Raw genomic sequence first — 23,522 nt, 5'->3', positions numbered from 1 at the left:
AATTTAATTCCTCCTAGTATTTGAAGAACATTACCCTAATATAAAGTAAAGTTCAGAAGATCACTTTATCAATTCAACCATTGTTTCTTAATTTGCTCTTGTGCGATATGCAAAATCTGTTTTTCAGATGTGTCCCTTTTAACAATTACATTGGTTAAGTAATTTTTCCCTTTGTAACTTAGCTTTACAGTTACTTCTATCATTATTGTCACCCCTATTATTATATTTTTAGGTTATTCTTATTCATCAGGTAACTTTTAATAACTTAAGTTACTTTATGTAATCATGATACATTTCGAATAAATTATCGTCAAGTTAAGTATCTCGAATTTGAGATATTTATTTTTTCAAAAAAAAAAACCTATGGTCATTACGACAATAGGTTTTGGCAGTCTATTATTATGTAACAAGCACTTAGGTTATCTGAGGCAAAAGAATAATAAATTCGGTCCCCACTCCTTTTTCGCTTTTCACTTGAACCTTACCTTTAAACGAATGGATAATTTGATAGCTGACCATCATTCCGAGTCCAGTTCCACTTTCCTTTAAGGAATAATACGGAGATCCAAGGCGGTCGATTTGCTCTTGGCTCATCCCGATTCCTTGATCCTTAATACTAATTTTTAAATAGCCATCTTCATTTGAAGCACACGAAATCCACACTATTCCACCGTTCGTCATCGACTCGATTGCGTTTTTCAAAATATTAATCAAGGACTGGTCTAATTTTTGAGGATTAGCATAAACCCAACCGTTTTCAAAAATATCCGTTTTTATCACAACATTATTGCCAAGGGCGTAACTGTGAATGAGATTAACCACACGATGTAATTGATTCCCAACATCGACTCTTACTTCGTTATGGTTGGATGGTTTTCCAAAAGATAAGAAATCATTAATAATTTCATTGGCTCGATCTAACTCTTCAATGGATAATTGAATGTATTCCTTCTTCTTTTGAGCCAAATCGGGCTCGTCCAGAAGCTGCAGGAAACCACGAGTCACCTGCATCGGATTTCTAATTTCATGAGCGAAAACACTTGTTAACTCACTGATTACTCGCAATTTCTCTGAGTCTTGCATCTCTAGCCGCAACTGGTGGAGCTCCCTGATTTTTTCAATTAACAAAGTGAAGGACCAGGTAAATACGACTGCAAAAACCAAATGAATCATTTGTACTTTTAGATGTTCAAATGTAAAACCTCTTAACATCCCAAAAACAGTAAGGCCAATTAAACAGTAGTAAAAGGCTAGGCCCACTGCAATTTTAACCCTTTTATCTTTTTTCCTATTTTTGAAAGACTTTTGAAAAAACAAGATAATAGGAAGTGTTAACAATAAGACAAGAACGGTATTATAGAAACCTATGCTGATGCCGGAATTAAGCCGATACAGTATGATTAGGCCAGTGAGGAAAATACTTGGCCAAAATCCTCCGTATAGGCTTCCTAATAAAAGAGGGATAATTCTTAACTCTAACCTGGCATTTTGACCAAAATTCACGGGAAAGGACATGCATAGTAATATTGACATTCCCCACAGAATGGTCATCATGACGTGTCTATTTTTTTCACTCTTCACCTTCTCCATAATAAAGGTGGAGTAAATAAATATGGGAATAACCGTAAGTGTTAGCTGCAGTAAAAAATCCTTTATTATACTCATCTTTGTAACCTTTCACAGACCGTCCAAAAATTCTAATAGTAATATTATATATTATACTTTAAATTTACTATATTTTGTCTACATAGTTTTTCAAAATAATGTCATTTTTTAGACTGTAAAAAGCACGGCTTATAATGAAGCCATGCTTTGATAATTCCTCCATAAATTTAAAAATGATGATAAATAAATTCGGCAGAATCCTTAATATCTATATGAACCACATAAAATTGAACATCCAATTCAACTGCCATTTCAAGTATAAAGGCTTATAAAATTTCCATCCAGGTCTTTATTGCGGTAGCTAATATTAAAAGGCCCATAACAATTTGCAAAACTTTCGTATTTACTCTTTTTCCAACATTCGCGCCAATTGGAGAAGCAATTAAACTGGCAACAACCATGATAATGGAAGGCAGAATAGCGACTTGCCCTGTTGTAAGTTTTCCGGTAACAGCTCCAATGGACGAAATAAGTGTAATGGCCAAGGAAGAAGCAATGGTCATTCTAGTCGGGATTTTTAGTACAGTCAGCATGATTGGAACGAGCAGAAATGCGCCCCCCGCACCAACGATACCCGCACCTATTCCGACGACAAAGGCAAAGAATGCTGCAAGCCACTTATTGAATTTTACTTGTTCTAAAGGAACATCATCAATTCCTTTTTTCGGAACAAACATCATGACAACGGCAATTAATGCTAAAATTCCATAAACTATATTAATTCCGCTTTCCGGCATATGAGTGGAGCCAAATCCCCCAATAAAGCTTCCAATTAAAATACTAATTCCCATATAGGCAATCAAGGTTTTATTTAGGTAACCGCCTTTACGGTATACTAGGACACCCCCAATTGTCGCAAAAAACACTTGGATCGCCGTAATCCCTGATACTTCATGGGCTGTAAAATGGCCTACCCCCAGTAAAACTGGAATGTACAATAACATTGGAAAATTGATGATCGCACCGCCAATACCTAACATCCCTGAAATAAATGATCCAACAAATCCAATTAGGAAGATCGTGATGATAAAGCTAATATCCATGGTGTCCTCCTTTTAAAATAAAGGGAACCTATACTAGTTCCCGATATTTTAACGTTTTTAATCCAACTTTATCGAACAGCACAGCGGTTAGGACCAATTTCCATTTCACGTTGCTTGTCGATGTCTGGATTGATTTTTCCCATGTTGGTTTGGCGAATTTCTTGATACGCATTTGGCTGAGGAGGCAGGTTTTCCGTTACCATTTTTCTGAATTCATTTTCGTCTTCAATATTTAGTCCATGATTCTTGGCAAACAATGTTCCTAATTTTTCAGCAACTCTGCCGTTATCGTTTAATTCTTCAATAATCATAAAGTGTGCTGGAAGGACGATGAGCTCTTCTGATAATTCTCTGTAACGTTTATATAGAGTTTCTCTTAAATCTCTAACCCAGTCTTCCGCCAAACCTGCGAGGTCAGGTCTTCCGATGGAATCAATGAATAAGATATCGCCTGACAGCAAAAACTTTTCATCCACTACAAAGGAAGTAGATCCAATCGTGTGACCTGGAGAGTACAATGCGTGAATATTAATAATAGTATTTCCAATTGTTACGTTATTTCCGTCTTCTAATGGTTGGTAATCATATGTTACTTCTGTTGCATCTTTTGGCGGCAGCCAATAAGTGGCACCTGTTTTTTCGGCGATTTGACGCCCTCCTGAAATATGGTCTGCATGGAGGTGCGTATCAAATACGTGTGTAATATTGGCACCGATGTTTTCAGCAAAATCAAGATAGATATCGGTCATACGTGTTGCGTCGATTATAGCTGCTTCGCCGTTTGATACCGCCATGTAGGATAAACAACCTTTTCCGATTCGAACAAATTGATAAATTTCGCCGCCATCATTTAGGTCGCCCACTTTAACAGGTTCTAAATGTTCACTCCACGCTTTCATTCCACCTTCAAGGTATGAAACATTTAACCCGGCATCTGAGAGCATTTCTGCTACCATCACTGATGATCCTTCTTTTGCACAAACCACTAAAACTTCTTTATCAGTTGGAATTTGATCGAGGATTTCTTCCACTCCATCAAGCAATTCAAAATAAGGAATATTTAAATACGCAAAGTTTTCACCTTCGATTTTCCAATCGTTAAAATCACTTTCATTACGTACATCCAAAATAAACATTCCTTCTTTATTAAAAACTCTTTTCGTAACTTCTTGTGAAGTCATCACCTTTACTGCCATTTTCCTTTTACCCCCTATGGTATTATTATGGTTAAAAAAATTTATTCTACTTTTCCTTCCCACGCAAGCATTCCACCAGCCATGTTGATCACGTTAAATCCATAGCTTTCAAGAAACTGTGTAGCACGACCGCTTCGGCCACCTGAACGGCATACCATAATATACTCTTTTGATTTATCTAATTCATGCATACGGAATTCAACTAATCCTAATGGAATGTTTACGACACCTGGAATTTTACCAGCTGCAACCTCATCCACTTCACGTACATCTATAATATTTAATTTCTTTCCTTCGTTTAATAATGTTTCAACTTCTTTTACTGTCATTTGTTTCATTTAATAGTCCTCCTTCAATTTAGTTTAAGTGTTTAAGACCAAGCACTCATGCCGCCTCTGACATTCGTTACTTTATATCCCATATTTTTAAGAATTTTACTAGCCTGCCCACTTCTCATCCCACTTTGGCAAATAACAACAACTTCCTTATCCTTTGAAAGTTCTTTGTCTGCTTTTTGCGCAAGCTGCTGAAGAGGGATATTTTTAAAGCCTTTAATATGATTTCCTTTAAACTCGCCTGGTGTTCGGACATCAACAAATTGTTTGCTTTTGTCATTTAATTCAGCTTTTAATTCAGTTGTAGAAATATTGTTAACACCTTTAGTTGGCAAAAAGCGTTTAATCACAAAGTACAACAGCACCGCAATGATAAGATAATTTACATATTCCATTTTTGTTTCCTCCTTGTATGTTTGGGGAACGTTTTAATTACCCCAGTGGGTATAATCATATTAAAAATAAAAGTGGGTGTCAACCCATTTTTATCGAATTTTTTACTAGCAAATCAACAGCTTCCTTTTACTAATCTTTCATGCTCTTTACCCCGGTTTTATCTCCCCTCTGACTGCATTTTTCTGTTTGGAATTAACAAGCGTTTATTCAAGCATTGACAAGTTATATATTATACCCAATAGGGTATATTGTCAACTGTAATTTTGTTTTTAGATTTAAACCTATTGAAAATTTACGAAAAAAGTTTATAATTCATAGTATAAACATAGGAATTAGAGGAATAGGAGGCTGGGTATGCATTTTTTAAAACGTCTTTTTATTGAACGTTGTCCTAAATGCCATAAAGTGTTGGAAACTCAACATTCAAATATATTAAAATCTGTTGTCATTAAATCGTGTCCTGACAATCATTATAAAAAAGAATTTCATCCCGCTTTTGAAACATATATTGAAAGTAATGCAAGCTAATAAAATTTAAAAAACGAAGGTAGCCGGATTATCGCTACCTTCGTTTTTTTATCCTTTTTTCATCCAAACTTTTAAGGCATCATTATCTTCCTCGTCTTTTAGTAACACCTTGATTAGACTTTTCTGCTCCCTTATCTTACAGCACAACGGTTAGGTCCAATTTCCATTTCCCTCTGCTGCTCGTCATCCGGGGCGATTTTACCCATATTTGTTTGTCGAATTTCTTGATAGGAATTGGGCTGCGGCGGTAAGTTTTCAGTAACGGTCTTTCTAAATTGATTTTCATCTGTAATATTTAATCCATGGTTTTGTTGATATAACACACCAAGTTTTTCAGAAATACTTCCATTATCATTCATTTCGTTAATTCCCATGTAATGAGCCGGCAATACCAATAAATCATCCGCAAGTTCTTTGTACCTTTTATATAATGTATTTCTTAGATCCCCTACCCAATCCTCCGCTTTACCGGCCAAGTCGGGACGGCCAATGGAATCGATAAACAAAATATCCCCTGTTAACAAATACTGGTCATCGATGACAAAGGATGTACTTCCAATCGTATGCCCTGGTGAATACACTGCTTTAATCGTTGTATTGCCGATCTTATACTCGTCTCCATCATGGATTGACTGGTACTCGAAGGTGACTTCTATCGCATCTTTAGGAGGAAGGTAGTAGGCTGCATCCATTTTCTCTGCAAGTTTTCTTCCTCCAGAAATATGGTCGGCATGTAAATGAGTATCTAAAACAAATGTTAATTTAATCTTGTGTTCTTTAATAAAGGTTTCGTATGGTTCGAGCATTCGGTTGGTATCAATCATCGCGCCTTCCCCATTTGAATCAATCAAATAAGACAAACACCCTTTTCCAATCCGAACAAATTGATAAATAACTCCACCATTTTTTAAATCCCCGATTTTTATTGGCTCTAAATGTTCACTCCACGCTTTCATACCACCTTCAATCGAGTAAACATTAGTAAAACCGGCTTCGGCAATTTGCTCAGCGACAAATTCCGAGGATCCGCCTTTCGCACAAATTACATAAATCTCCTTATCCTTAGGCAGTTTATCCTTAATAGGATCGATTCCTTCTAATAATTCGAAATATGGAGCATTAATAATCTCAACGTTCTTGCCCTCAATTTTCCAATCATCAAAATCATCCGTGTTTCGTGCATCGAGAATGAACAAATCTTCATGGTTTATGACCTTGCTCGCGAGCTCTTTTGCCGATATTGTTTTGACAGCTGTTCCGGTAGACATTTTTAACCTCCTTTCCTTTTTTTTGCTTCCTTCTCTAGAAAGTTAGTGTAACGTCCGCATTTTTTGCAAAGGTTAAAAATGTTACAGCTCCGCCTACATCAATACCCTCAATAAAATGTTCTTTTTCGAGGCTCATTACATCCATTGTCATTTGGCAGGCAATCATCTTTACCCCCATCTCGCTAGCCATCGAAACGAGTTGATCAATAGGAGGAACATTGGCTTTCTTAAATCCTTCTTGGAAATGTTCCGTGCCAGGAGGCATCGGCAAATTCTTATATCCTTCCTTATGAATCAGGTTCAATCCTTCAAATGTAAAAAATATTTCCACCTCTGCATCTGTTGCAGCAGCAGCTGTTGCGATATTAAAGACCTTGTAAGCATCAAACATACCTCCATTAGCAGCAATAATTGCGACTTTCATTCCTTTTCCTCCTTATTAATGGCTTTTTTCAATAGGACCGGTCCAATCTTTCATACCAGATACTACATTTTTTATGTTTTTTAATCCTTTTTCCGTCAGTTTTTGTGCAGCAAAATCACTTCGATTTCCTGACCGGCAAATAATGTGAAGATTTTCAGCATCATTTAATTCCTCAAAACGCTGTTCCAACTCTCCAAGAGGTATATTAATGGAACCAGGAATATGTCCAAATGCATATTCAGCGGGTTCTCTTACATCTAAAACGGTAATTTTCTCATTTCCTTCTATTTTTTTCAAAAGGTCATCCAAATTGACCACATCAGGGTGTGTTGTTTCTGGTTTTTCTTCTTCAGCACTGGCCTTTCTGAGGTAATGCTTTAAAACATTTCCCTCTTCAATAGTGCCTAAATACTGATGGCCTGTGTTTTGAGCCCATGCTTTCATATCAGCAGTTGAACCTTTGTCCGTTGCTTGTATTTCCATGACTTGCCCCGGCTCGAGCGTGGTCATTTCTTTTTTCGTTTTGACAATTGGCATTGGACAAGCCAAGCCCTTCGCGTCTAACACTTTATTAACAGTAACCTCCATTACTTCGCCCTCCTTTCAAAGTTATTATTTTTCAAAATAATCATTACATGCCAACATACCTCCTACCATATTTTTCACCTTAAAGCCATTTTGTTTTTAACACTCTTCAGCCGTAATAATTAATTTGCCTGAATACTTGGTTTTTGCCCAACGAACTGAATGACATGAGACAAACCATTATGCAATTCCCCTTCGTGACGAACAGCCTCACCCATAAAAAAGTGAAGAATACGCCAATCAGCAAAGGTTTGCCAAAATTCCTCAGGAGTATATAAAAAGTTTAAATCTCTCGGTCCCCCGCTATTATAGGGAATCTGCTTTTGTGAATATACTTCCGTTATGTAATACCCACCTGGTTTAACGGCTTCTTTTACCCCGAGAAGTGTTTTTTTTCGCAATTCCTCTGGAAAGTGACCAAAGATACATACAATTTCATCCCAATGGTCTTTTTTCCATGTTGCTTCGTTTAAATCGACAAGTTCAGTTTTAATTTTGACTCTTCGTTCTTCAGCGAGGTTTTTCGCTTTTTTCAAACCCGATTCCGCATAGTCCCATGCTGTCACATACATTCCTTGTTCCGCTAGAAAAACCCCATTGCGTCCTTCACCCTCAGCGATGCACAAAGCGTTACCTGACAATTGAAGTTTTTTCTGCATTTCTGCCAAAAATATATTGGGTTCCTTCCCATAAACATAATTTTCGGCTTGAAAACGAGTATTCCATTGATTCATTGTTCAACCTCCTAGTGTTATCTTTTCTATATATCATGCAAAAACCCAATAAAACATTTACAATTTTATTCTTAATCAAACCTTAACAATGCCAAACCATAATGACACTTAAAGGATTAGGATTGGTGCTCGGACTGAGTTCTTTTTTCCTTCATTAATAATTTAAATTTTAGCAGTCCAGCCATCTGCGTTGGTCTAGCCCTATCTTCGATATATTGTAAATTTTATAATTGTAGTATATTTAAATTCCTATAGATTCCCTGGATTAATTTTAATAGACATTAAGTGCTATGTGATTCTTCGCAGAAAAATAAAAAGCTGCCGAAGCAGCTTTTCAGACAATATCATTTTTTAAATTGGGAACAAGTCAGATGATAAATAGCGTTCACCAGTGTCGGGAGCCAGTGCTAAAACATTCGCGTGAGAAGGAAGCTTTTTGGCAATTTCTAAAGCGAAGTAAATGGATGCTGCCCCGGAGGCTCCGACTAAAATTCCTTCTTCGGCAGCTACACGGCGTGCAATGTTCTGGGCGTCTTTATCTTCAATTAATAAAATCTTATCATAAATGGATTGATTTAGAATTTTAGGAATGAATCCAGGACCTGTACCTGGGATTTTATGCGGCCCTGGACAACCTCCCGATAAAACAGGAGACCCGGCAGGTTCAACCACATAAATCTTTAAATTTGGTATTTTTTCTTTTAACACTTCACCAGTGCCAGTAACGGTTCCGCCTGTTCCAGCCGTACAAACAAAGGCATCTAAATTCCCTTGAAATGATTCATAAATTTCAATCGCTGTAGTATCACGATGAGCATCTGAATTGGCAGGGTTTTCAAATTGCATCGGAATAAAGTGGTCAGGAATATTTTCTGCAATTTGATAAGCCTCTTCAATCGCTCCACGCATGCCTTTTTCCGAAGGAGTTAAGTGCACTTCTGCACCATATGCTTTTAAAATTTTAATTCTCTCTTCTGTGGCATTACTTGGCATTGTAATAATACAACGATACTTCCTTGCGGCACACACCATGGCTAAACCGATTCCCGTATTACCAGAGGTCGGCTCAATGATGACGGTTTTGCCAGGAGTAATTTTCCCATCTTTTTCTGCTTGCATAATCATATTAAAAGCAGCACGGTCTTTTACACTTCCTCCTGGGTTAAAGGATTCCAATTTAACATAAACAGAAGCGCCTTCCTGATTGGGTAAATGATTTAACTTTACAATCGGGGTATGACCAATCAGTTCTAAAATAGAATTGTATAATTTCATATCAATACTCCATTTCATTCAGTTTATTTCTATTGGAATTATATGCTTTAATTCTCCAGAACTCAAATTACATATCTCTTAAATAAGTTTGAGATGGATTCTTATTTTGACTCTTTAAAATATTTTTACCAGCCACTTAAATAAAAAAAGGGCTTTTAGCCCTTTTTAAATTGGATATACAGTAAATTGCCCTCCACCAAAGAAAGTCTTGGTGTAATCAATCGTGACATTTTCAAAATAAACCTTGTCTCTTTCATTTACCAAAAACTGTATTCCATTGTATTCTGTAATTGCATCACTTTCTAATTCTGACTCCTCCAGAGCCAGACGGAGCTGTGGCCCCCCTCAACCAATACCCATAGATAATCGGATTAGCGGCCGTATTCCTTCATCAAGAAGATCTGCCATTTGTATCATTTATTACTTTCCCCTAATTTTGGTTTATGGCTCGACCAGATTAAAACTGGAATCAAGACAAGTGAAAGAAGACCTCCCGCAATTGAGAGTGCTGCGTAACTGGAATGTGCTACAACGATTCCTGATAGCATTCCACCCGATGCTCCTGATAAAGCAACCATGACGTCAACAGAACCTTGCGTCTTTGCACGATTAGACAGATTGGTTGCATCAACCAAAAGTGCCGTGCCACTAATCAAGCCAAAGTTCCAGCCAAGCCCTAACAGGATAAGAGCAATGGTTAGCAACAACATGGAATCAACGGGTGCCAAAGCAGCCAAAACACCTGCTGCAAGTAATGTTATACCTGAAGCAATTGCCATAGAAAGGCGGCCAATCTTATCCACGAGGATGCCGGTCAAAAGGGAAGGAAGATACATGGCACCGATGTGGAATCCAATAATCATTCCAACTTCACTTAAACCATGTCCATGTTTCCCCATATGCACTGGCGTCATGGTCATAATGGCAACCATCACAAGTTGGGTTATCACCATCACAATTGCTGCGGCAGCGACTCCTCGCTTGTTTAAGGAAAGTGAATTTAAAGCTTCATTTGAAAAATTACTTTTGTTTTTTCTCTGATCCTCTGCAATCGCTTTGGCAATGATAAGAGGATCTGGGCGCAGGAAAATTAAAAGCACCATTCCGGCAAGAATGTAGGTTGCAGCTGCTAAAATAAAAGGACCAGAGAGTGCAGGGACTCCAACTTTTGTAGCAAATTGACCCATGATTTCAACCAAGTTGGGTCCCGCAACAGCACCAAATGTGGTTGATACCATGGCGATACTGATAGCAGTGGCTCGCTGGCTCGCATTCGCCAAATCGGTACCTGCATAGCGAGCTTGTAGGTTTGTAGCTGTTCCAGCGCCATAAACTAATAAAGAAATAAAAAGAAGGACGATACTATTCATTACTGCTGCAATGACTACTCCGATTGCTCCGATACCGCCAGCAAGGAAACCTGCTGCTAGTCCTGATCTACGGCCAAACCGCTGAGAAAGCCGCCCCACATATAGTGCTGCTCCAGCAGAACCCAAAGTGAATAGTGCAGTCGGAACTCCAGAAAAACTATCCGTTCCAAGCATTTGCTGAGCAAGAAGTGCTCCGACGGTTATACCTGCGGCAAGCCCTGCACCGCCAAAAATTTGTGAAAGGACAACGATAATTAACGTCCGTCTATATAAATTTTGTTGCTTTTCAGTCGATTCAACATAACTCTGTATCCATTCCGGATATCTTGCTAATCCAGAAGAATCATCTGATTTATGAATCATTGCCTTACCCCCTTTCCTTTTGGCATTTACTCAATCCTTTTATACTACCTAATCTTATAAAATATTCATCCATGTCTTCACTGCCGTAGCGAATATCAAGATTCCCATAATGATTTGCAGAACTTTCGTATTGATCCTTTTACCAGCATTCGCTCCTATCGGTGAAGCTATTAAACTGGCAACTACCATGATGAGTGAAGGGAGGATTTCCACTTGACCCGTTGAGATTTTTCCCGAAACGGCTCCGATCGATGAAATGAGCGTAATTGCTAAAGAAGAGGCAATAGTCATTCTTGTAGGAATCTTTAGGACCACAAGCATTATCGGAACTAACAGGAATGCTCCTCCTGCACCTACGATACCTGCACCAATCCCTACGATAAAGGCAAATAATGCAGCCAGCCATTTATTAAATTTAACTTGTTCGAGGGGTATATCGTCAATCCCTTTTTTCGGGACAAACATCATAATTACGGCAATTAGTGCTAAAACTCCATAAACGATATTGATTCCACTTTCGGGCATATGTGTAGAGCCAAATCCTCCAATAAAACTTCCAATTAATATACTAATGCCCATGTAGGCAATCAAAGTTTTATTCAGAAATCCACTTTTACGGTAAGCTAAGACCCCGCCGATGGTGGCGAAGAACACTTGGATTGCGGTGATTCCGGAAACTTCATGTGCTGTAAAATGACCTACTCCTAACATGACCGGAATATATAACAACATCGGAAAGTTGATGATGGCACCGCCTATTCCTAACATTCCAGAAATAAATGAGCCTGCAAATCCAATTAGGAAGATCGTGATTATAAAACCAATATCCATGTTGACCTCCTCCTTAAAAAAAGGAACCAAAACTGGTTCCTCTTATTTTTAACCCTTTATAATCCAAAACTTTAATACACCGTTCTCTTCTTCATGCTTGACTAATTCATGACCGCCAGATTTTGCCCAAGCAGCAAGGTCATTTTTTGCCCCTTTATCAGTTGCATGTATTTCTAACACTTGACCACTTTCAAGCTCGTTCATCGCTTTTTTTGTTTTTACAATTGGCATTGGGCATGCTAACCCTTTTGCATCTAAAACTTTATTCGCATTCATTATTCTATTCCTCCTTGTTATTCTGCATGATGGACCGCACAACGGTATGGTCCGATTTCCAGTTCTTGAGCCTGTATTTTTCAAATAAAAATATTAGAATGTTAGAGTGACATCCGCGTCTTTAGCAAACTCTAAAAACGTTACTGCCCCGCCTACCTCAATTCCATCAACAAAATCTTCGGTCGCTAAACCCATTACATCCATCGTCATTTGGCAGCCAATGAATTTAACACCCATTTCTTGCGCCATAGCAGCTAGTTCAGGAATGGTTGGAACATTCTCCTTTGCAAAACCTTCAGCAAAATGTTCCTTCCCTTCCGGCATTGGAAGTTGTTTGTTTGCTTCCTTATGGATTAAATTTAATCCTTCGAATGTAAAGAAAATAGCTACTTCTTGATCGGTTGCAGCGGCTGCCGTTGCGATATTAAATACTTTATAGGCATCAAATAAACCGCCATTACTTGCAATAATTGCTACTTTTTTATTCATTGTTAATTCCTCCTAATTTTTGATTAAACCAGTTGTTTTTCCATTCCATTGGCTCATTCCTGGAACCACATTAAAAACTTTTGCAAATCCCTTCTCTGCCAACTTTTGTGCTGCCATATCACTGCGGTTTCCTGTTCTGCAGACGATATAGATTTCATCCTCTTTGTTTAAATCTATTAATCTCTCTTCCAATTCACCCAAAGGGATGGAGATAGAGTTTGGAATATGGTTAAAGGCATATTCTGCCGTTTCTCTGACATCTAGTACCACGATGGTTTCATTCTCAAGCTTTGCTTCTAGCTGATCATTGGTAATCACATGCGGATGTTTATGTTCTATTATTTCATCACCAGATGACTTTCTAAGATAATGTTTTAATACTTCTCCTTCTTCCAATGTGCCTAAATATTGATGCCCTGTGCTTTCAGACCAAGCCTTAATATCTGCTTTGGACCCTTTATCTGTTGCCTGAACTTCCAATACTTGACCTGCCTCTAATTCCTGCATTGCTTTCTTGGTTTTAACAATTGGCATGGGACATGCCAAACCTTTAGCGTCCAAGATGATGTTTGCTTTCATGTTCTCCATCTTAAAACCTCCTGATTTATATACCAATACAGGTATTACTATTATTAAAAAAATTTCTCAACTTTCCAGGCCATCATTCTCCCTGTCATATTAAAGGGGAAGATTCCTCCCTTTTTGTTAAATAAACAGATTCACATTGCCTTCTTCAGCGTCCGCTAGGTACGCAGCAACACCTGCATATTCGATTGATTCCAACAATTCCTCTTGTTGAAGACCTAACAAATCCATTGTCATGGTACAAGCCACTAATTTAACGTCCTGCTCTTGGGCCATTTCAATTAACTGAGGAAGCGGCATTGCATTGTGCTTTTTCATGATATCTTTGATCATTTTAGGACCGAAACCAGCAAAATTCATTTTGGATAGTCCCATTTTATCTGCTCCTCTAGGCATCATTTTTCCGAACATTTTTTCCATGAACCCTTTTTTCAATGGAATCTGTTCATCTTTACGAAGAGCATTTAGTCCCCAAAACGTATGGAAAATGGTGACCTCGTGATCATAAGCAGCTGCAGCATTTGCAATAATATAAGCCGCCATTGCTTTATCATAATCTCCACTAAATAGGACAATCGTTGTTTTTTTCATTTCCGTCATGTAGCAACCTCCTGATTGTAAATTTTTTAATTAAACCATTACGTGTACGGGTATTTTAAAGATCAAAAAAATTATCCTTTTTTAATCCAAAACTTTAATACCTCATTTTCTTCCTCATGTTTCAATAATTCATGTCCAGTCGATTTAGCCCAGGCTGCTAGGTCATTTTTTGCGCCCTTATCAGTTGTATGAATTTCTAATACTTGACCAGATTCAAGTTCATTCATAGCTTTCTTTGTTTTTACAATTGGCATTGGACATGCTAATCCTTTTGCATCTAATACTTTATCTATATTCATATGACCACTCCTCTTGTTTTTTTATTACCCCAATGGGTATAATATTAAATAAAGGTAAAGCAGGTGTCAACCCTTTATATTATCCTATTTACAATGAGTTTTCTCCATTATTTATCCTAATATATACCGAAAGGGGTATTTCCCTTAAGAAAATAATATACCCTCCAAGATATTTATTAACACCTTTTTGGGTATGGTATTTTCCTCTTAGGTTAACGGCTTTTTACAAGCAAATCGACAGCTTCTTTTACCATTTCTTCCATACTTCTTTCTCCTTGGTCATTCGCCTTTTGCACACATTCCACTAAATTGGAACTTACAATAACACCAATTGTCCGATCAATGGCCGTTCTCGATGCAGACAACTGAGTGATTACCTCTTTACAATCCTTGTTTTCTTCCATCATTCTCAAAATTCCTCTTAACTGTCCTTCAATACGTTTTACCCTATTTTTAATTTGATCATTATAGTCCATGTTCTTATCTCCTTTAACAACAATTATTTTCTACCTTTAAAGATTTTTCCTCTATTGAAATTTTGTTATTGTCAGAAATGGAATATCCGACAACCCTAAAACCTTTATGTCTAAAAAAACGAACGCCAACATTTTTTTCAAGTGAACTCGATGCGATTATATATAAATCACCATCAGGTATTTCGTTTATATTTCTGTTTAGATAGGCAATCGGGATATTAATTGAACCTTTGATAGGATCGTTATTACATTCATTATAGTCTCTAATATCTATTATCATTATATTATCATCTTTAAGATCCTTCAAATTGATAAAATGAACACCAAGAACCGGAAAATATCTTCTATATAAAATAAATGATACAATTATTGTTAACAAAATTAAAACTATCATTTAAAGCCTCCTTCAATGAAACAAATTCATTGGCAAGGTTTATAATATACCCCGTTAGGTATTAATGTCAATAGAATCTAAAAAAATTTTTTTCAGTATGCAAAAAAAAGACCGCAATGAACATGGCGGTCTAAAGAATGATTTACTATTTACTTTTTTTCAATCCAAAACTTGATCATGTTTTTATCGATTTCCGTTCTCAGGATGGTATGACCTGCATTTTTTGACCAAGTTGGCAGATCGTTTAAGGCTCCCTTATCTGTAACATGCAACTCCAATACTTGTCCGCTTTCCAATGAATCAAGACCTTTTTTTAATTTGATGATTGGCATTGGACAAGTTAGGCCACTTACATCTACAACCGAATCCACTTTTATGATATTTGTATTGTTTACAACTGTTTCCCCAAGGTCGTTTGTGAAGGTTTCAACCTTTTTGTTTATATTGCTTCCAAATACGGAGGAATACGTTTTCCAGCCACCATCCACATTTTTAACCTGATAGCCGTTGTTTTTTAGAATTCTGCTTGCTAAATATCCTCTTAAACCGACCTGGCAACTGACATATATGCTCTGATCTTTAGGAAGCTCTTCTAATCGATTCCTTAAATCATTTAAAGGAATATTGATGGACCCTTCGATAAAACCAAACTCACGCTCCATTGGTTCACGAACGTCGATTAATAACCCTCCGTCTGCCACGATTTTGTCAATTTCATGCCATTGTACCATTTCCAGCTCGCCTTCCATGATGTTGGAAGCCACATAACCAGCCATATTAACTGGGTCTTTTGCAGATGAGTATGGCGGAGCATAGGATAATTCAAGGTTGGTCAAATCTTCTATTGTCAATCCACCTTTAATGGCGGTTGCAATCACGTCGATGCGCTTATCCACACCATCTGCCCCGACTGCTTGGGCGCCGAAAATTTTCCCGTTTTCTTTATCAAAGATTAATTTTAAAGCAATTGGTGCTGCTCCCGGATAGTATCCTGCGTGTGAACTTGGGTGGATATGAACAACTTCATATGATACCCCTAAACGTTTTAATGTTTTCTCATTATTTCCAGTAGCTGCAACTGTTAGATCAAATACTTTAGCAATCGAAGTACCCATTGTTCCTTGATACTTCTCTTTTTTCCCCATCATATTATTTGCTGCAATCCGGCCTTGACGGTTTGCTGGCCCTGCGAGTGGAATCATGGCCTTTGCTCCGCTAATATAATCGACAACTTCAACCGCATCGCCAACGGCATAAATATCCTCATTAGAAGTTTGAAGGTATTCATTGATAATAATACCTCCACGCTCTCCCAGTTCTAACCCTGCAGTCTTGGCTAATTCATTTTCTGGTCTGACTCCGATAGATAGGATCGTCATATCGGTTTCTATTTCTGTTCCATCAGAAAGAATAACCTTCTTCCCTTGATCAGCAAATGATTGCACACCATTTTCTAAAATCAACTTTACGCCTTTTTCTTTTAAATGAGTGTGTAAAATACTTGCCATTTCAAAGTCGATAGGTGCCATAATTTGATTTGCCATTTCAATAATGGTCACTTCGATTCCTCTATCTACCAGGTTTTCTGCCATTTCTATTCCAATAAATCCGCCGCCAACCACAACAGCTTTTTTAGGGTTTTCGGAGTCAACATAATTTTTGATTTTATCGGTATCCGGTATATTTCTTAAGGTAAATAGTGTCTGATTTTCATTTAACCCTGGAATCGGTGGTACAATTGGTCTTGCTCCAGGTGATAATAATAACTTGTCATACGTTTCCTCGTATACTGCTCCAGTTTGCAACCTCTTGATGGTGACTTTTTTGTTTTCTGGATCAATGCTCGTTACTTCACTTAAATTGCGAATATCAAGCCTAAAACGTTCAGACATTCCTTTTACGGTTTGTACTAATAATTTACTTCGGTCCTTGATGGTTTCACCAATGTAGTATGGTAAGCCACAATTTGCAAATGAGATATGTTCCCCACGTTCTACAAGAATTATATCGACGTCTTCACTTACTCTTCTTAATCTGGCAGCTGCAGTAGCTCCGCCAGCAACTCCGCCTACGATGATTACTTTCAGTGTCATATTTGTTCCCTCCAAGTAATATTTATAAATCTTAACAACTAAGAAATAAAATTAAACATTATTAGATATACCCCAGTGGGTTTTATACCTATATGGGTATTATAGAACGTAATTAAAAAATGTGAAGTTTCTTCATGTGATTTTCACATTTTCTTCACATTTAATTTTCACTAATTATTCACATCTAAGGAAAAGGCTCAGTACAATATTTATAGAAATAAAGTTGCAGGCACAGCCAACAACTTCAAAGAACAACATTCGAACAGCAGCTGAATAACCTTTGGTTTGTTATCCATGCAACGTACATTTGTTGAAAAAGAGAAAAAAAAATCCCCCGATAACCTACATACAAGGTATAAAGGAAAAGTCCTCTCTGTTTTTTAAAGGAGAGGACTAAAATATAAAACACATATGCAACCTACAAATATCCCCACTGGATATTTAACAGGAAAAATCGAAGGTCTTACTCATCAAAACTAAAATATTTGCTTTATCTTGAACCTATAAGTGTAGATTTTTATAAATATTCCTGCTTTAACTGCGCTGCAATAATATTTTTTTGAATTTCGGATGTTCCTTCATAAATCTTGGTGATTCTTGCATCACGATAAAAACGTTCAACAGGGAATTCAGCAATATAACCGATTCCTCCGTGAATCTGTACTGCCTTATCTGCTATACGATTATACACTTCGGAACCCAGCAGTTTCACCATTGCCGCTTCTTTAATGACCTTCATACCCTGGTCTACCATCCACGCCACGCGGTATGTCATGCTCCTTAATGTTTCAATATCCAAGGCCATTTCAGCCAAGTAATGTTGAATAACTTGTTGCTCAAAGATTGGTTTGTTAAACTGAATTCTCTCATTGGCATGATGGAGAGACATTTCCAGCAGTTTTTCGCAGGAACCCAGGTTTCTGGCAGCAAGCCCTGCCCGGCCATTTGCTAGAATTTTTAAAGCATTGACATACCCTTGGCCTTCTTGACCGAGTACATTTTCTACAGGGACCTCGCAATCTTCAAAGAAAATCTCTGCAGAATGTGATCCGTGCAGCCCCATTTTCTTTTCCCTTTTCCCAACTGTGAACCCAGGAAAGTCTTTCTCTACGATAAAGGAGGTAATTCCTTTTGCTCCTTTCGATGGATCGGTTACGGCCATAACCGTAAAAACATCTGCGATCGGCGCATTTGTAATGTAATGTTTGCTCCCATTTAATATATATTTGTCCCCTTTTCTCACCGCAGTTGTTTTCAAGTTCGTAGCATGAGAGCCGGCGCTTGGTTCTGTCAAAGCAAACGCACCGATCATTTCACCTGCTGCCATCATCGGCGGTAAATACTTTCGCTTCTGTTCTTCATTCCCCATTTCCACAATCCCAACTGAACCTATCCCAGTATGGGCACCAATAACAGTCGTATAGCCATTATGTGTTCTGCCTATTTCTTCATAGATTGCACACTTGCCGACCATTCCGATTCCCGTTCCACCGTATTCTTCTGGTATACTCAGACCAAACAAGCCCATTTCCTTGGACATGTTCATTATCTTTTCAGGAATTTCATCCTTCTCTTCGATTTCCATCGCAAGAGGATCAACTTCGTTATCAATAAAATCCTGTATACTCTTTTTTAAAAACTTGATATCTTCTGATAATTGAAAATCCATAAAATCCACTTTCCTTCCTACTAAAATTGTAATCGTAAAATCCGCGGCTTGATTTTCTTCCTAACCGTCCTGCTTTTACATATTTCACAAGGATCGGTGATGGACTCATAGCAAAAAAATTTATAACCCGAAAGATTCATAGTCTTTTTAGGAGACATCTCAAGAATCTTGTTATGCTTGTTTTAAAAAAAAGACCACAATTCCTCTATAATGCAACTTTTTCAACGAGCTGTTCTTTTAAAGCCCTTCTTAAAATTTTCCCCGTTCCACTTTTCGGCAGTTCACCGATGATTTCAATGGCCGAAGGAAGTTTATATTTTGCCAGATGTTCCTTGCAGTAGTCATGCAGCTGTTCCGCTGTTATATAAGGGTCTTTGGTGACCACATAAGCTACCACAGCCTCACCGCGGTCAGAATCCGGTACCCCAAAGACCGCGGCCTCCACTATGTCAGGGTGATGATAGAAGACCTCTTCTACTTCCCTCGGATAAACGTTATACCCTCCTACGATAATCAAATCCTTTTTGCGGTCAACAATATAAAAATAGCCATCTCCATCCATTCTTGCCAGATCACCTGTGTAAAGCCAGCCATCTTTTAACACCCTATTTGTCTCTTCAGGCATTTTATAGTAGCCCTTCATGACATTCGGACCGCGGACAATCAGCTCTCCTACTTCCCCGACAGGAACTTCTTCGCCAAACTCATTCACCACTTTGTTTTCCACATGGCTGATGGATGTTCCAATTGAGCCTGGCTTACGTTCACGGTCAAGAGGGTTAAAAGTTGTTGTTGGTGATGCCTCGGATAATCCGTATCCTTCTAAAATCACCACATTAAATTTTTTCTCAAAATTTCTTAACAGGGAAACGGGAAGGGAGGCTCCCCCTGAGAAACAGAGCCTTAGCGATGCTAGATCCTCCGGGTTTCCTTCAGAAAATTGATTGAGGAAGTTAAACATCGTTGGTACGCCAAAAAATATTGTTGGTTGATATTTTTTACCTAAACGGAATATTTCCCTAGGGCTGAACCTTGGTACGATCAGCATCGCTGCCCTGCAAATAATCGCTGAATTCAAGCAATCAGTTAAACAAAAAACATGAAACATTGGCAGTACTGTAATAATGATGTCATCGCTTGTGATTTTTAAGTCATGGCTTACGTCCATGGCATTGCTATACAAATTCTTATGGGTCAGCATCGCACCTTTGGGTTTTCCAGTTGTTCCGGATGTATAAAGAATAACAGCCACATCATCCTCATCCATTTCCGGTTCTTGAAAGTCCAAATTCCCGAAGGCCAGCAGACTAGTAAAGGATTTCAATTTAGGGTAAATAGAAAGGCCTTGCAAATCCTCTGTCTTTTCTTCCGTATCCACATACACATAGTGCCCTACTTTTGGCAGAAATGTTTGCTTTTTCGCAAGGATTGGGATGAGCGATTTCAAGGCAACAACAGCCTTCACATCACCATTATCAAGGATATACCCGATCTCGTCGGCTGTATAAATAGGATTAATCGGAATGACCGTCGCTCCTAATCGGAACGCCCCATGTAAACTAATCACAAACTGAGGAGAGTTATCCAACAATAAGGCAATATGGTCCCCTTTCTTGACCCCTAATTGTTCCAGGCCAGAGGCAAATTGTGTAATCGCTTGATTCAATTCAGCATATGTACTTGATTCATCTTTAAAGTAATAGGCAATCTTGCTGCCATCATATTTTGCTGTTTCATGAAGCTTTGTTGAAAAATTCACCTGGTTTCTCTCCTTTGCCAATCTATCATTTTAAAAATATTCTATATATATATGGAAAGCATTCTGTTCAAGAGACAGAACACTTCCCTGCTTTTTTACCGGCTTTCACTGCGTATTGCTACAGAAACTAATTTCGTTTCAAGATAGTCTTCCAAACCATAGCGGCCGCCTTCTCTTCCTAACCCGCTTTGTTTCACTCCTCCAAATGGCGCTTGAACAGCAAATGGGGCGGGGTCGTTTACTCCTACCATTCCATAGTCAAGCTTTTCTGAAACCCGGTGTGCTCGTGAAAGGTCATTTGTATAGAAATAAGAGGCCAGACCATACTCGGTATGATTTGCTTTTTCAATCACCTCATCTTCTGTACTAAAGCGGATTAATGGTGCCACTGGACCGAACGTTTCTTCATAGGTGATTTTCATCTCTTCGTTCACGTCTGCTAGTACCGTCGGTAAATAAAAATAGCCATTTTCATATCCATTCTCAGTCGGCACTTTACCACCGCAAAGAACTCTAGCCCCTTTACCTGCTGCATCAGTCACATGATCGTGTGCTTTATCAACAGCCTCTTGGTTCACCATTGGACCTACTTGAGTACCTTCATTTAATCCATCACCGACCACCATGGAGGCCACTTTATCTGCAAAACGCTGAGCAAATGCGTCATAAATAGAATCATGTACGTAAATACGATTCGCACAAACACATTGTTGGCCTGTTGAGGCAAATTTACTGGAAATGGTGCCTTGAATGGCAAGATCAATGTCTGCATCTTCAAAAACAATAAATGGAGCGTGTCCGCCAAGCTCCATGGATACACGTTTTACGGTGTCAGCCGATTGGCGAATGAGCTTCTTTCCGACTTCTGTTGAGCCTGTAAAGGAAATTTTTCGAACAGTGTCACTAGCCATTAGTTCTCCCACAATATCAGAAGAATTCCCAATGACAAGGTTCACAACACCTTTTGGAAGGCCAGCTTCATCAAACACTTTGAATAGCTCCAGTGATGATAAAGGTGCCTCACGGGATGGCCGAAATACAACCGTGCAGCCAACTGCCAATGCAGGACCTAGTTTTCTCGCGCCCATTGATAGCGGAAAATTCCATGGCGTAATCGCCCCAACAACCCCAATTGGCTGCTTGATGACAGAAATTCTTTTATTTGGCGCAGAGGCAGGGACGATATCCCCATAGACCCGTCGGGCTTCTTCTGCATACCATTTAAAAAAAGCGATCGTGCTCCCCACTTCATAGCGGGCATTATGAATGGATTTGCCCATCTCCTTCGTAATGGTCTGGGCAAAGTGTTCTTTTTTTGCCTCCAATAGTTCCACGACTTTATGCAAATAAGCCCCCCGCTGTTCACCGGTCAGTCCAGACCATAATGGGAACGCATTTTTTGCTGCTTCTATCGCTCGTTTCGTTTCTTCTTTTCCTACTAAAAACACTCGATCAACCACTACACCATTAGCGGGGTTTTTTACCTCTAATCTTTGTTCAGTTTCCAACCACTTTCCATTAATGTACATTATTCTGCTGATCCCCCTTCTTGATAGAATGGTAAAACCCGATTATAAATTTTTATCACATCATCTATGACAACTTTTCGCGGATTATTTGGAATGGTCCCTTTATCATCCATTGCATCATGGGCTAAACGGTCGACCATTTCCTTTGTAAAATCAATTCCTAAATAACTAAAATCTTTTGGTATATTCAATGATTGGTTAAAATCATTTAGTAAGTCTACTAGTTCTTCAGCAGCAACTTTATCATTCTCAAAAGTTAAGGAAGGTTCAAAGATTCTAGCAATCTCGGCATATTTTTTATAGTTTGAAATTAGATTATGTTTCATAACATAAGGTAATATAATCGCATTCGCCAGACCATGGGGGACATGGTAGATAGCGGACATCGGATGTGAACAGGAGTGAACCAGCCCAACACCGCCAAGACCAAAAGCCATACCAGCAATGGTGCTTGCCAGATGCACTTGTGATCTTGCTTCAAGGTTATTAGGATGTGCATAACTAGCTGGCAGATGATCTTTAAGCATTTTAATTGCTTGTAGTGCTAAGCCATCCGTTATGGGAGTTGAACGTACAGATGTAAATGCTTCTATTGCATGAACCATAGCATCCATTCCTGTAGATGCGACTACGTGGCGTGGAAGTGAAGTGGTTAACAATGGATCAACAAATGCAATATTAGGTGCCAACTTGGGTGAAGCAACAACATATTTCCTGCCTGCCTCATGGTCAGTGACCACTGAAACTGTCGTTACTTCAGAGCCGGTACCAACAGTTGTAGGAATAGCAAATAAGGTAGGAATATCGTTAACTACTGGATTTACTCCGCGGCGATAATCAAGGATATGGCCGGGATGACTAACCACTACGCCAACTGCCTTTGCGAAGTCCATTGCACTTCCTCCGCCAACGGCGAGAATCATGTCACATGATTCAGCTCTATAAACTTTAGCCCCCTTCATGACCGTTACGGCATGAGGATTTGGCTCAATCTCTGAAAATACGGCTGAATCAATCCCGTTTTCTTTTAAAAGGGATTGTATTTTATTTGGAATTCCAGCTTGAACAAGTCCAGGATCAGTCGCTATAAAAACGTTCAATTTATTGAACTCCTTAATTTTTACTACTAAACTTTCCTCGACACTGTTTACTCCAAAAATTACATTGGTAGGTAATGAAGAATTAAAATTTTGCTGACTTAGATACATAATAACCTCCCTATTCCTCTCTATTTATTTTGCGATGGTAAAACAGGGATTGGGAACAATGGGATACATTTTTATTCCCATGATTGTGGCGCCCTAAAGGCTAATTCATTTATGATGCTCATACTAGGTTGG

Annotated in this window: 25 protein-coding genes and 1 pseudogene; all 26 read right to left on the bottom strand. The window is 38.5% G+C overall.

The genetic code is table 11. The features are described from left to right. Window positions 1-68: 68 nt before the first annotated feature. A complete protein-coding gene (locus V5M37_RS09950) occupies window positions 69-203 on the bottom strand; it encodes a BA3454 family stress response protein (protein ID WP_378581146.1) in 135 nt (44 codons plus the stop codon). A 211-nt stretch (window positions 204-414) separates the two neighbouring features. After that, window positions 415-1,665, bottom strand: a complete 1,251-nt coding sequence (locus tag V5M37_RS09945) for an ATP-binding protein (protein WP_423801776.1) — start codon at window positions 1,663-1,665, stop codon at window positions 415-417. Window positions 1,666-1,931: 266 nt separating this feature from the next. Continuing rightward, window positions 1,932-2,708, bottom strand: coding sequence for a sulfite exporter TauE/SafE family protein (locus V5M37_RS09940; RefSeq protein WP_423801775.1), 777 nt, complete (start codon window positions 2,706-2,708; stop codon window positions 1,932-1,934). Window positions 2,709-2,776: 68 nt separating this feature from the next. Continuing rightward, entirely contained in the window at window positions 2,777-3,904 is a 1,128-nt protein-coding gene (locus tag V5M37_RS09935) for an MBL fold metallo-hydrolase (RefSeq protein WP_423801774.1), read from the bottom strand. Between the two features lie 41 nt (window positions 3,905-3,945). After that, the gene (locus tag V5M37_RS09930; RefSeq protein WP_423801773.1) at window positions 3,946-4,242 is read right to left on the bottom strand and encodes a rhodanese-like domain-containing protein; all 297 of its coding nucleotides are present in this window, start codon (window positions 4,240-4,242) and stop codon (window positions 3,946-3,948) included. Between the two features lie 32 nt (window positions 4,243-4,274). Further along, the gene (locus V5M37_RS09925; RefSeq protein ID WP_423801772.1) at window positions 4,275-4,634 is read right to left on the bottom strand and encodes a rhodanese-like domain-containing protein; all 360 of its coding nucleotides are present in this window, start codon (window positions 4,632-4,634) and stop codon (window positions 4,275-4,277) included. A 660-nt stretch (window positions 4,635-5,294) separates the two neighbouring features. Then, window positions 5,295-6,431: an MBL fold metallo-hydrolase gene (locus V5M37_RS09920; protein ID WP_423801771.1), complete on the bottom strand. Its 1,137-nt coding sequence runs from the start codon at window positions 6,429-6,431 to the stop codon at window positions 5,295-5,297. A 34-nt stretch (window positions 6,432-6,465) separates the two neighbouring features. After that, the gene (locus tag V5M37_RS09915) at window positions 6,466-6,855 is read right to left on the bottom strand and encodes a DsrE/DsrF/DrsH-like family protein (protein ID WP_423801770.1); all 390 of its coding nucleotides are present in this window, start codon (window positions 6,853-6,855) and stop codon (window positions 6,466-6,468) included. A gap of 15 nt (window positions 6,856-6,870) precedes the next feature. After that, window positions 6,871-7,443 carry a sulfurtransferase TusA family protein gene (locus V5M37_RS09910; RefSeq protein ID WP_423801769.1) on the bottom strand — a complete coding sequence of 191 codons (573 nt, stop codon included), beginning with the start codon at window positions 7,441-7,443 and terminating at the stop codon, window positions 6,871-6,873. Window positions 7,444-7,562: 119 nt separating this feature from the next. Beyond that, window positions 7,563-8,174: a class I SAM-dependent methyltransferase gene (locus V5M37_RS09905; protein ID WP_423801768.1), complete on the bottom strand. Its 612-nt coding sequence runs from the start codon at window positions 8,172-8,174 to the stop codon at window positions 7,563-7,565. Window positions 8,175-8,525: 351 nt separating this feature from the next. Further along, the gene (gene cysK / locus V5M37_RS09900; protein WP_423801767.1) at window positions 8,526-9,449 is read right to left on the bottom strand and encodes a cysteine synthase A; all 924 of its coding nucleotides are present in this window, start codon (window positions 9,447-9,449) and stop codon (window positions 8,526-8,528) included. A 413-nt stretch (window positions 9,450-9,862) separates the two neighbouring features. Then, a complete protein-coding gene (locus tag V5M37_RS09895; RefSeq protein ID WP_423801766.1) occupies window positions 9,863-11,182 on the bottom strand; it encodes an MFS transporter in 1,320 nt (439 codons plus the stop codon). A gap of 54 nt (window positions 11,183-11,236) precedes the next feature. After that, entirely contained in the window at window positions 11,237-12,013 is a 777-nt protein-coding gene (locus V5M37_RS09890) for a sulfite exporter TauE/SafE family protein (protein ID WP_423801765.1), read from the bottom strand. Between the two features lie 48 nt (window positions 12,014-12,061). Next, window positions 12,062-12,289, bottom strand: coding sequence for a sulfurtransferase TusA family protein (locus V5M37_RS09885; protein WP_423801764.1), 228 nt, complete (start codon window positions 12,287-12,289; stop codon window positions 12,062-12,064). A gap of 93 nt (window positions 12,290-12,382) precedes the next feature. Beyond that, entirely contained in the window at window positions 12,383-12,778 is a 396-nt protein-coding gene (locus V5M37_RS09880; protein ID WP_423801763.1) for a DsrE/DsrF/DrsH-like family protein, read from the bottom strand. Between the two features lie 12 nt (window positions 12,779-12,790). After that, entirely contained in the window at window positions 12,791-13,366 is a 576-nt protein-coding gene (locus tag V5M37_RS09875; protein WP_423801762.1) for a sulfurtransferase TusA family protein, read from the bottom strand. 117 nt (window positions 13,367-13,483) lie between these two features. After that, the gene (locus tag V5M37_RS09870) at window positions 13,484-13,963 is read right to left on the bottom strand and encodes a DsrE/DsrF/DrsH-like family protein (RefSeq protein WP_423801761.1); all 480 of its coding nucleotides are present in this window, start codon (window positions 13,961-13,963) and stop codon (window positions 13,484-13,486) included. 71 nt (window positions 13,964-14,034) lie between these two features. Next, window positions 14,035-14,262: a sulfurtransferase TusA family protein gene (locus tag V5M37_RS09865; protein ID WP_213140707.1), complete on the bottom strand. Its 228-nt coding sequence runs from the start codon at window positions 14,260-14,262 to the stop codon at window positions 14,035-14,037. Window positions 14,263-14,474: 212 nt separating this feature from the next. Beyond that, window positions 14,475-14,738, bottom strand: coding sequence for a metal-sensitive transcriptional regulator (locus tag V5M37_RS09860; protein ID WP_213140708.1), 264 nt, complete (start codon window positions 14,736-14,738; stop codon window positions 14,475-14,477). 13 nt (window positions 14,739-14,751) lie between these two features. Further along, window positions 14,752-15,132: a hypothetical protein gene (locus tag V5M37_RS09855; RefSeq protein ID WP_213140709.1), complete on the bottom strand. Its 381-nt coding sequence runs from the start codon at window positions 15,130-15,132 to the stop codon at window positions 14,752-14,754. A gap of 149 nt (window positions 15,133-15,281) precedes the next feature. After that, window positions 15,282-17,225: a CoA-disulfide reductase gene (locus V5M37_RS09850; RefSeq protein WP_423801760.1), complete on the bottom strand. Its 1,944-nt coding sequence runs from the start codon at window positions 17,223-17,225 to the stop codon at window positions 15,282-15,284. 517 nt (window positions 17,226-17,742) lie between these two features. Next, complete coding sequence (locus tag V5M37_RS09845) at window positions 17,743-18,894, bottom strand: acyl-CoA dehydrogenase family protein (RefSeq protein WP_423801759.1); 1,152 nt, start codon at window positions 18,892-18,894, stop codon at window positions 17,743-17,745. Between the two features lie 28 nt (window positions 18,895-18,922). Then, window positions 18,923-18,997, bottom strand: a pseudogene (locus V5M37_RS09840) (3-hydroxyacyl-CoA dehydrogenase family protein); the annotation flags it as partial. 102 nt (window positions 18,998-19,099) lie between these two features. Beyond that, window positions 19,100-20,653, bottom strand: coding sequence for a fatty acid--CoA ligase family protein (locus V5M37_RS09835; protein ID WP_423801758.1), 1,554 nt, complete (start codon window positions 20,651-20,653; stop codon window positions 19,100-19,102). 95 nt (window positions 20,654-20,748) lie between these two features. Beyond that, window positions 20,749-22,182 carry an NAD-dependent succinate-semialdehyde dehydrogenase gene (locus V5M37_RS09830; RefSeq protein ID WP_423801757.1) on the bottom strand — a complete coding sequence of 478 codons (1,434 nt, stop codon included), beginning with the start codon at window positions 22,180-22,182 and terminating at the stop codon, window positions 20,749-20,751. Continuing rightward, complete coding sequence (locus V5M37_RS09825; protein WP_423801756.1) at window positions 22,182-23,390, bottom strand: iron-containing alcohol dehydrogenase family protein; 1,209 nt, start codon at window positions 23,388-23,390, stop codon at window positions 22,182-22,184. The genes V5M37_RS09830 and V5M37_RS09825 overlap by 1 nt, the downstream gene beginning before the upstream one ends. Window positions 23,391-23,522 lie beyond the last annotated feature (132 nt).

It is taken from the genome of Neobacillus sp. SAB-20_R2A, from assembly GCF_049568635.1.
In the GTDB taxonomy this organism is placed as follows: domain Bacteria; phylum Bacillota; class Bacilli; order Bacillales; family Cytobacillaceae; genus Neobacillus; species Neobacillus citreus.
The sequence above is the reverse complement of the archived record's forward strand: the minus strand, read 5'-3'. Positions and strand labels throughout refer to the sequence as shown.

Bases quoted from the DNA above. Each gene is read 5' to 3' on its own strand.
- V5M37_RS09825 (WP_423801756.1), bottom strand. From the start codon at position 23,390: ATGTATCTAAGTCAGCAAAATTTTAATTCTTCATTACCTACCAATGTA.
- V5M37_RS09930 (WP_423801773.1), bottom strand. From the start codon at position 4,242: ATGAAACAAATGACAGTAAAAGAAGTTGAAACATTATTAAACGAAGGA.
- V5M37_RS09895 (WP_423801766.1), bottom strand. From the start codon at position 11,182: ATGATTCATAAATCAGATGATTCTTCTGGATTAGCAAGATATCCGGAA.
- V5M37_RS09950 (WP_378581146.1), bottom strand. From the start codon at position 203: ATGATAGAAGTAACTGTAAAGCTAAGTTACAAAGGGAAAAATTACTTA.
- V5M37_RS09890 (WP_423801765.1), bottom strand. From the start codon at position 12,013: ATGGATATTGGTTTTATAATCACGATCTTCCTAATTGGATTTGCAGGC.
- V5M37_RS09865 (WP_213140707.1), bottom strand. From the start codon at position 14,262: ATGAATATAGATAAAGTATTAGATGCAAAAGGATTAGCATGTCCAATG.
- V5M37_RS09885 (WP_423801764.1), bottom strand. From the start codon at position 12,289: ATGAATGCGAATAAAGTTTTAGATGCAAAAGGGTTAGCATGCCCAATG.
- V5M37_RS09935 (WP_423801774.1), bottom strand. From the start codon at position 3,904: ATGGCAGTAAAGGTGATGACTTCACAAGAAGTTACGAAAAGAGTTTTT.
- V5M37_RS09870 (WP_423801761.1), bottom strand. From the start codon at position 13,963: ATGACGGAAATGAAAAAAACAACGATTGTCCTATTTAGTGGAGATTAT.
- V5M37_RS09940 (WP_423801775.1), bottom strand. From the start codon at position 2,708: ATGGATATTAGCTTTATCATCACGATCTTCCTAATTGGATTTGTTGGA.
- V5M37_RS09860 (WP_213140708.1), bottom strand. From the start codon at position 14,738: ATGGACTATAATGATCAAATTAAAAATAGGGTAAAACGTATTGAAGGA.
- V5M37_RS09945 (WP_423801776.1), bottom strand. From the start codon at position 1,665: ATGAGTATAATAAAGGATTTTTTACTGCAGCTAACACTTACGGTTATT.
- V5M37_RS09880 (WP_423801763.1), bottom strand. From the start codon at position 12,778: ATGAATAAAAAAGTAGCAATTATTGCAAGTAATGGCGGTTTATTTGAT.
- V5M37_RS09855 (WP_213140709.1), bottom strand. From the start codon at position 15,132: ATGATAGTTTTAATTTTGTTAACAATAATTGTATCATTTATTTTATAT.
- V5M37_RS09905 (WP_423801768.1), bottom strand. From the start codon at position 8,174: ATGAATCAATGGAATACTCGTTTTCAAGCCGAAAATTATGTTTATGGG.
- V5M37_RS09925 (WP_423801772.1), bottom strand. From the start codon at position 4,634: ATGGAATATGTAAATTATCTTATCATTGCGGTGCTGTTGTACTTTGTG.
- V5M37_RS09915 (WP_423801770.1), bottom strand. From the start codon at position 6,855: ATGAAAGTCGCAATTATTGCTGCTAATGGAGGTATGTTTGATGCTTAC.
- V5M37_RS09920 (WP_423801771.1), bottom strand. From the start codon at position 6,431: ATGTCTACCGGAACAGCTGTCAAAACAATATCGGCAAAAGAGCTCGCG.
- V5M37_RS09830 (WP_423801757.1), bottom strand. From the start codon at position 22,182: ATGTACATTAATGGAAAGTGGTTGGAAACTGAACAAAGATTAGAGGTA.
- V5M37_RS09845 (WP_423801759.1), bottom strand. From the start codon at position 18,894: ATGGATTTTCAATTATCAGAAGATATCAAGTTTTTAAAAAAGAGTATA.
- cysK (WP_423801767.1), bottom strand. From the start codon at position 9,449: ATGAAATTATACAATTCTATTTTAGAACTGATTGGTCATACCCCGATT.
- V5M37_RS09875 (WP_423801762.1), bottom strand. From the start codon at position 13,366: ATGGAGAACATGAAAGCAAACATCATCTTGGACGCTAAAGGTTTGGCA.
- V5M37_RS09910 (WP_423801769.1), bottom strand. From the start codon at position 7,443: ATGGAGGTTACTGTTAATAAAGTGTTAGACGCGAAGGGCTTGGCTTGT.
- V5M37_RS09850 (WP_423801760.1), bottom strand. From the start codon at position 17,225: ATGACACTGAAAGTAATCATCGTAGGCGGAGTTGCTGGCGGAGCTACT.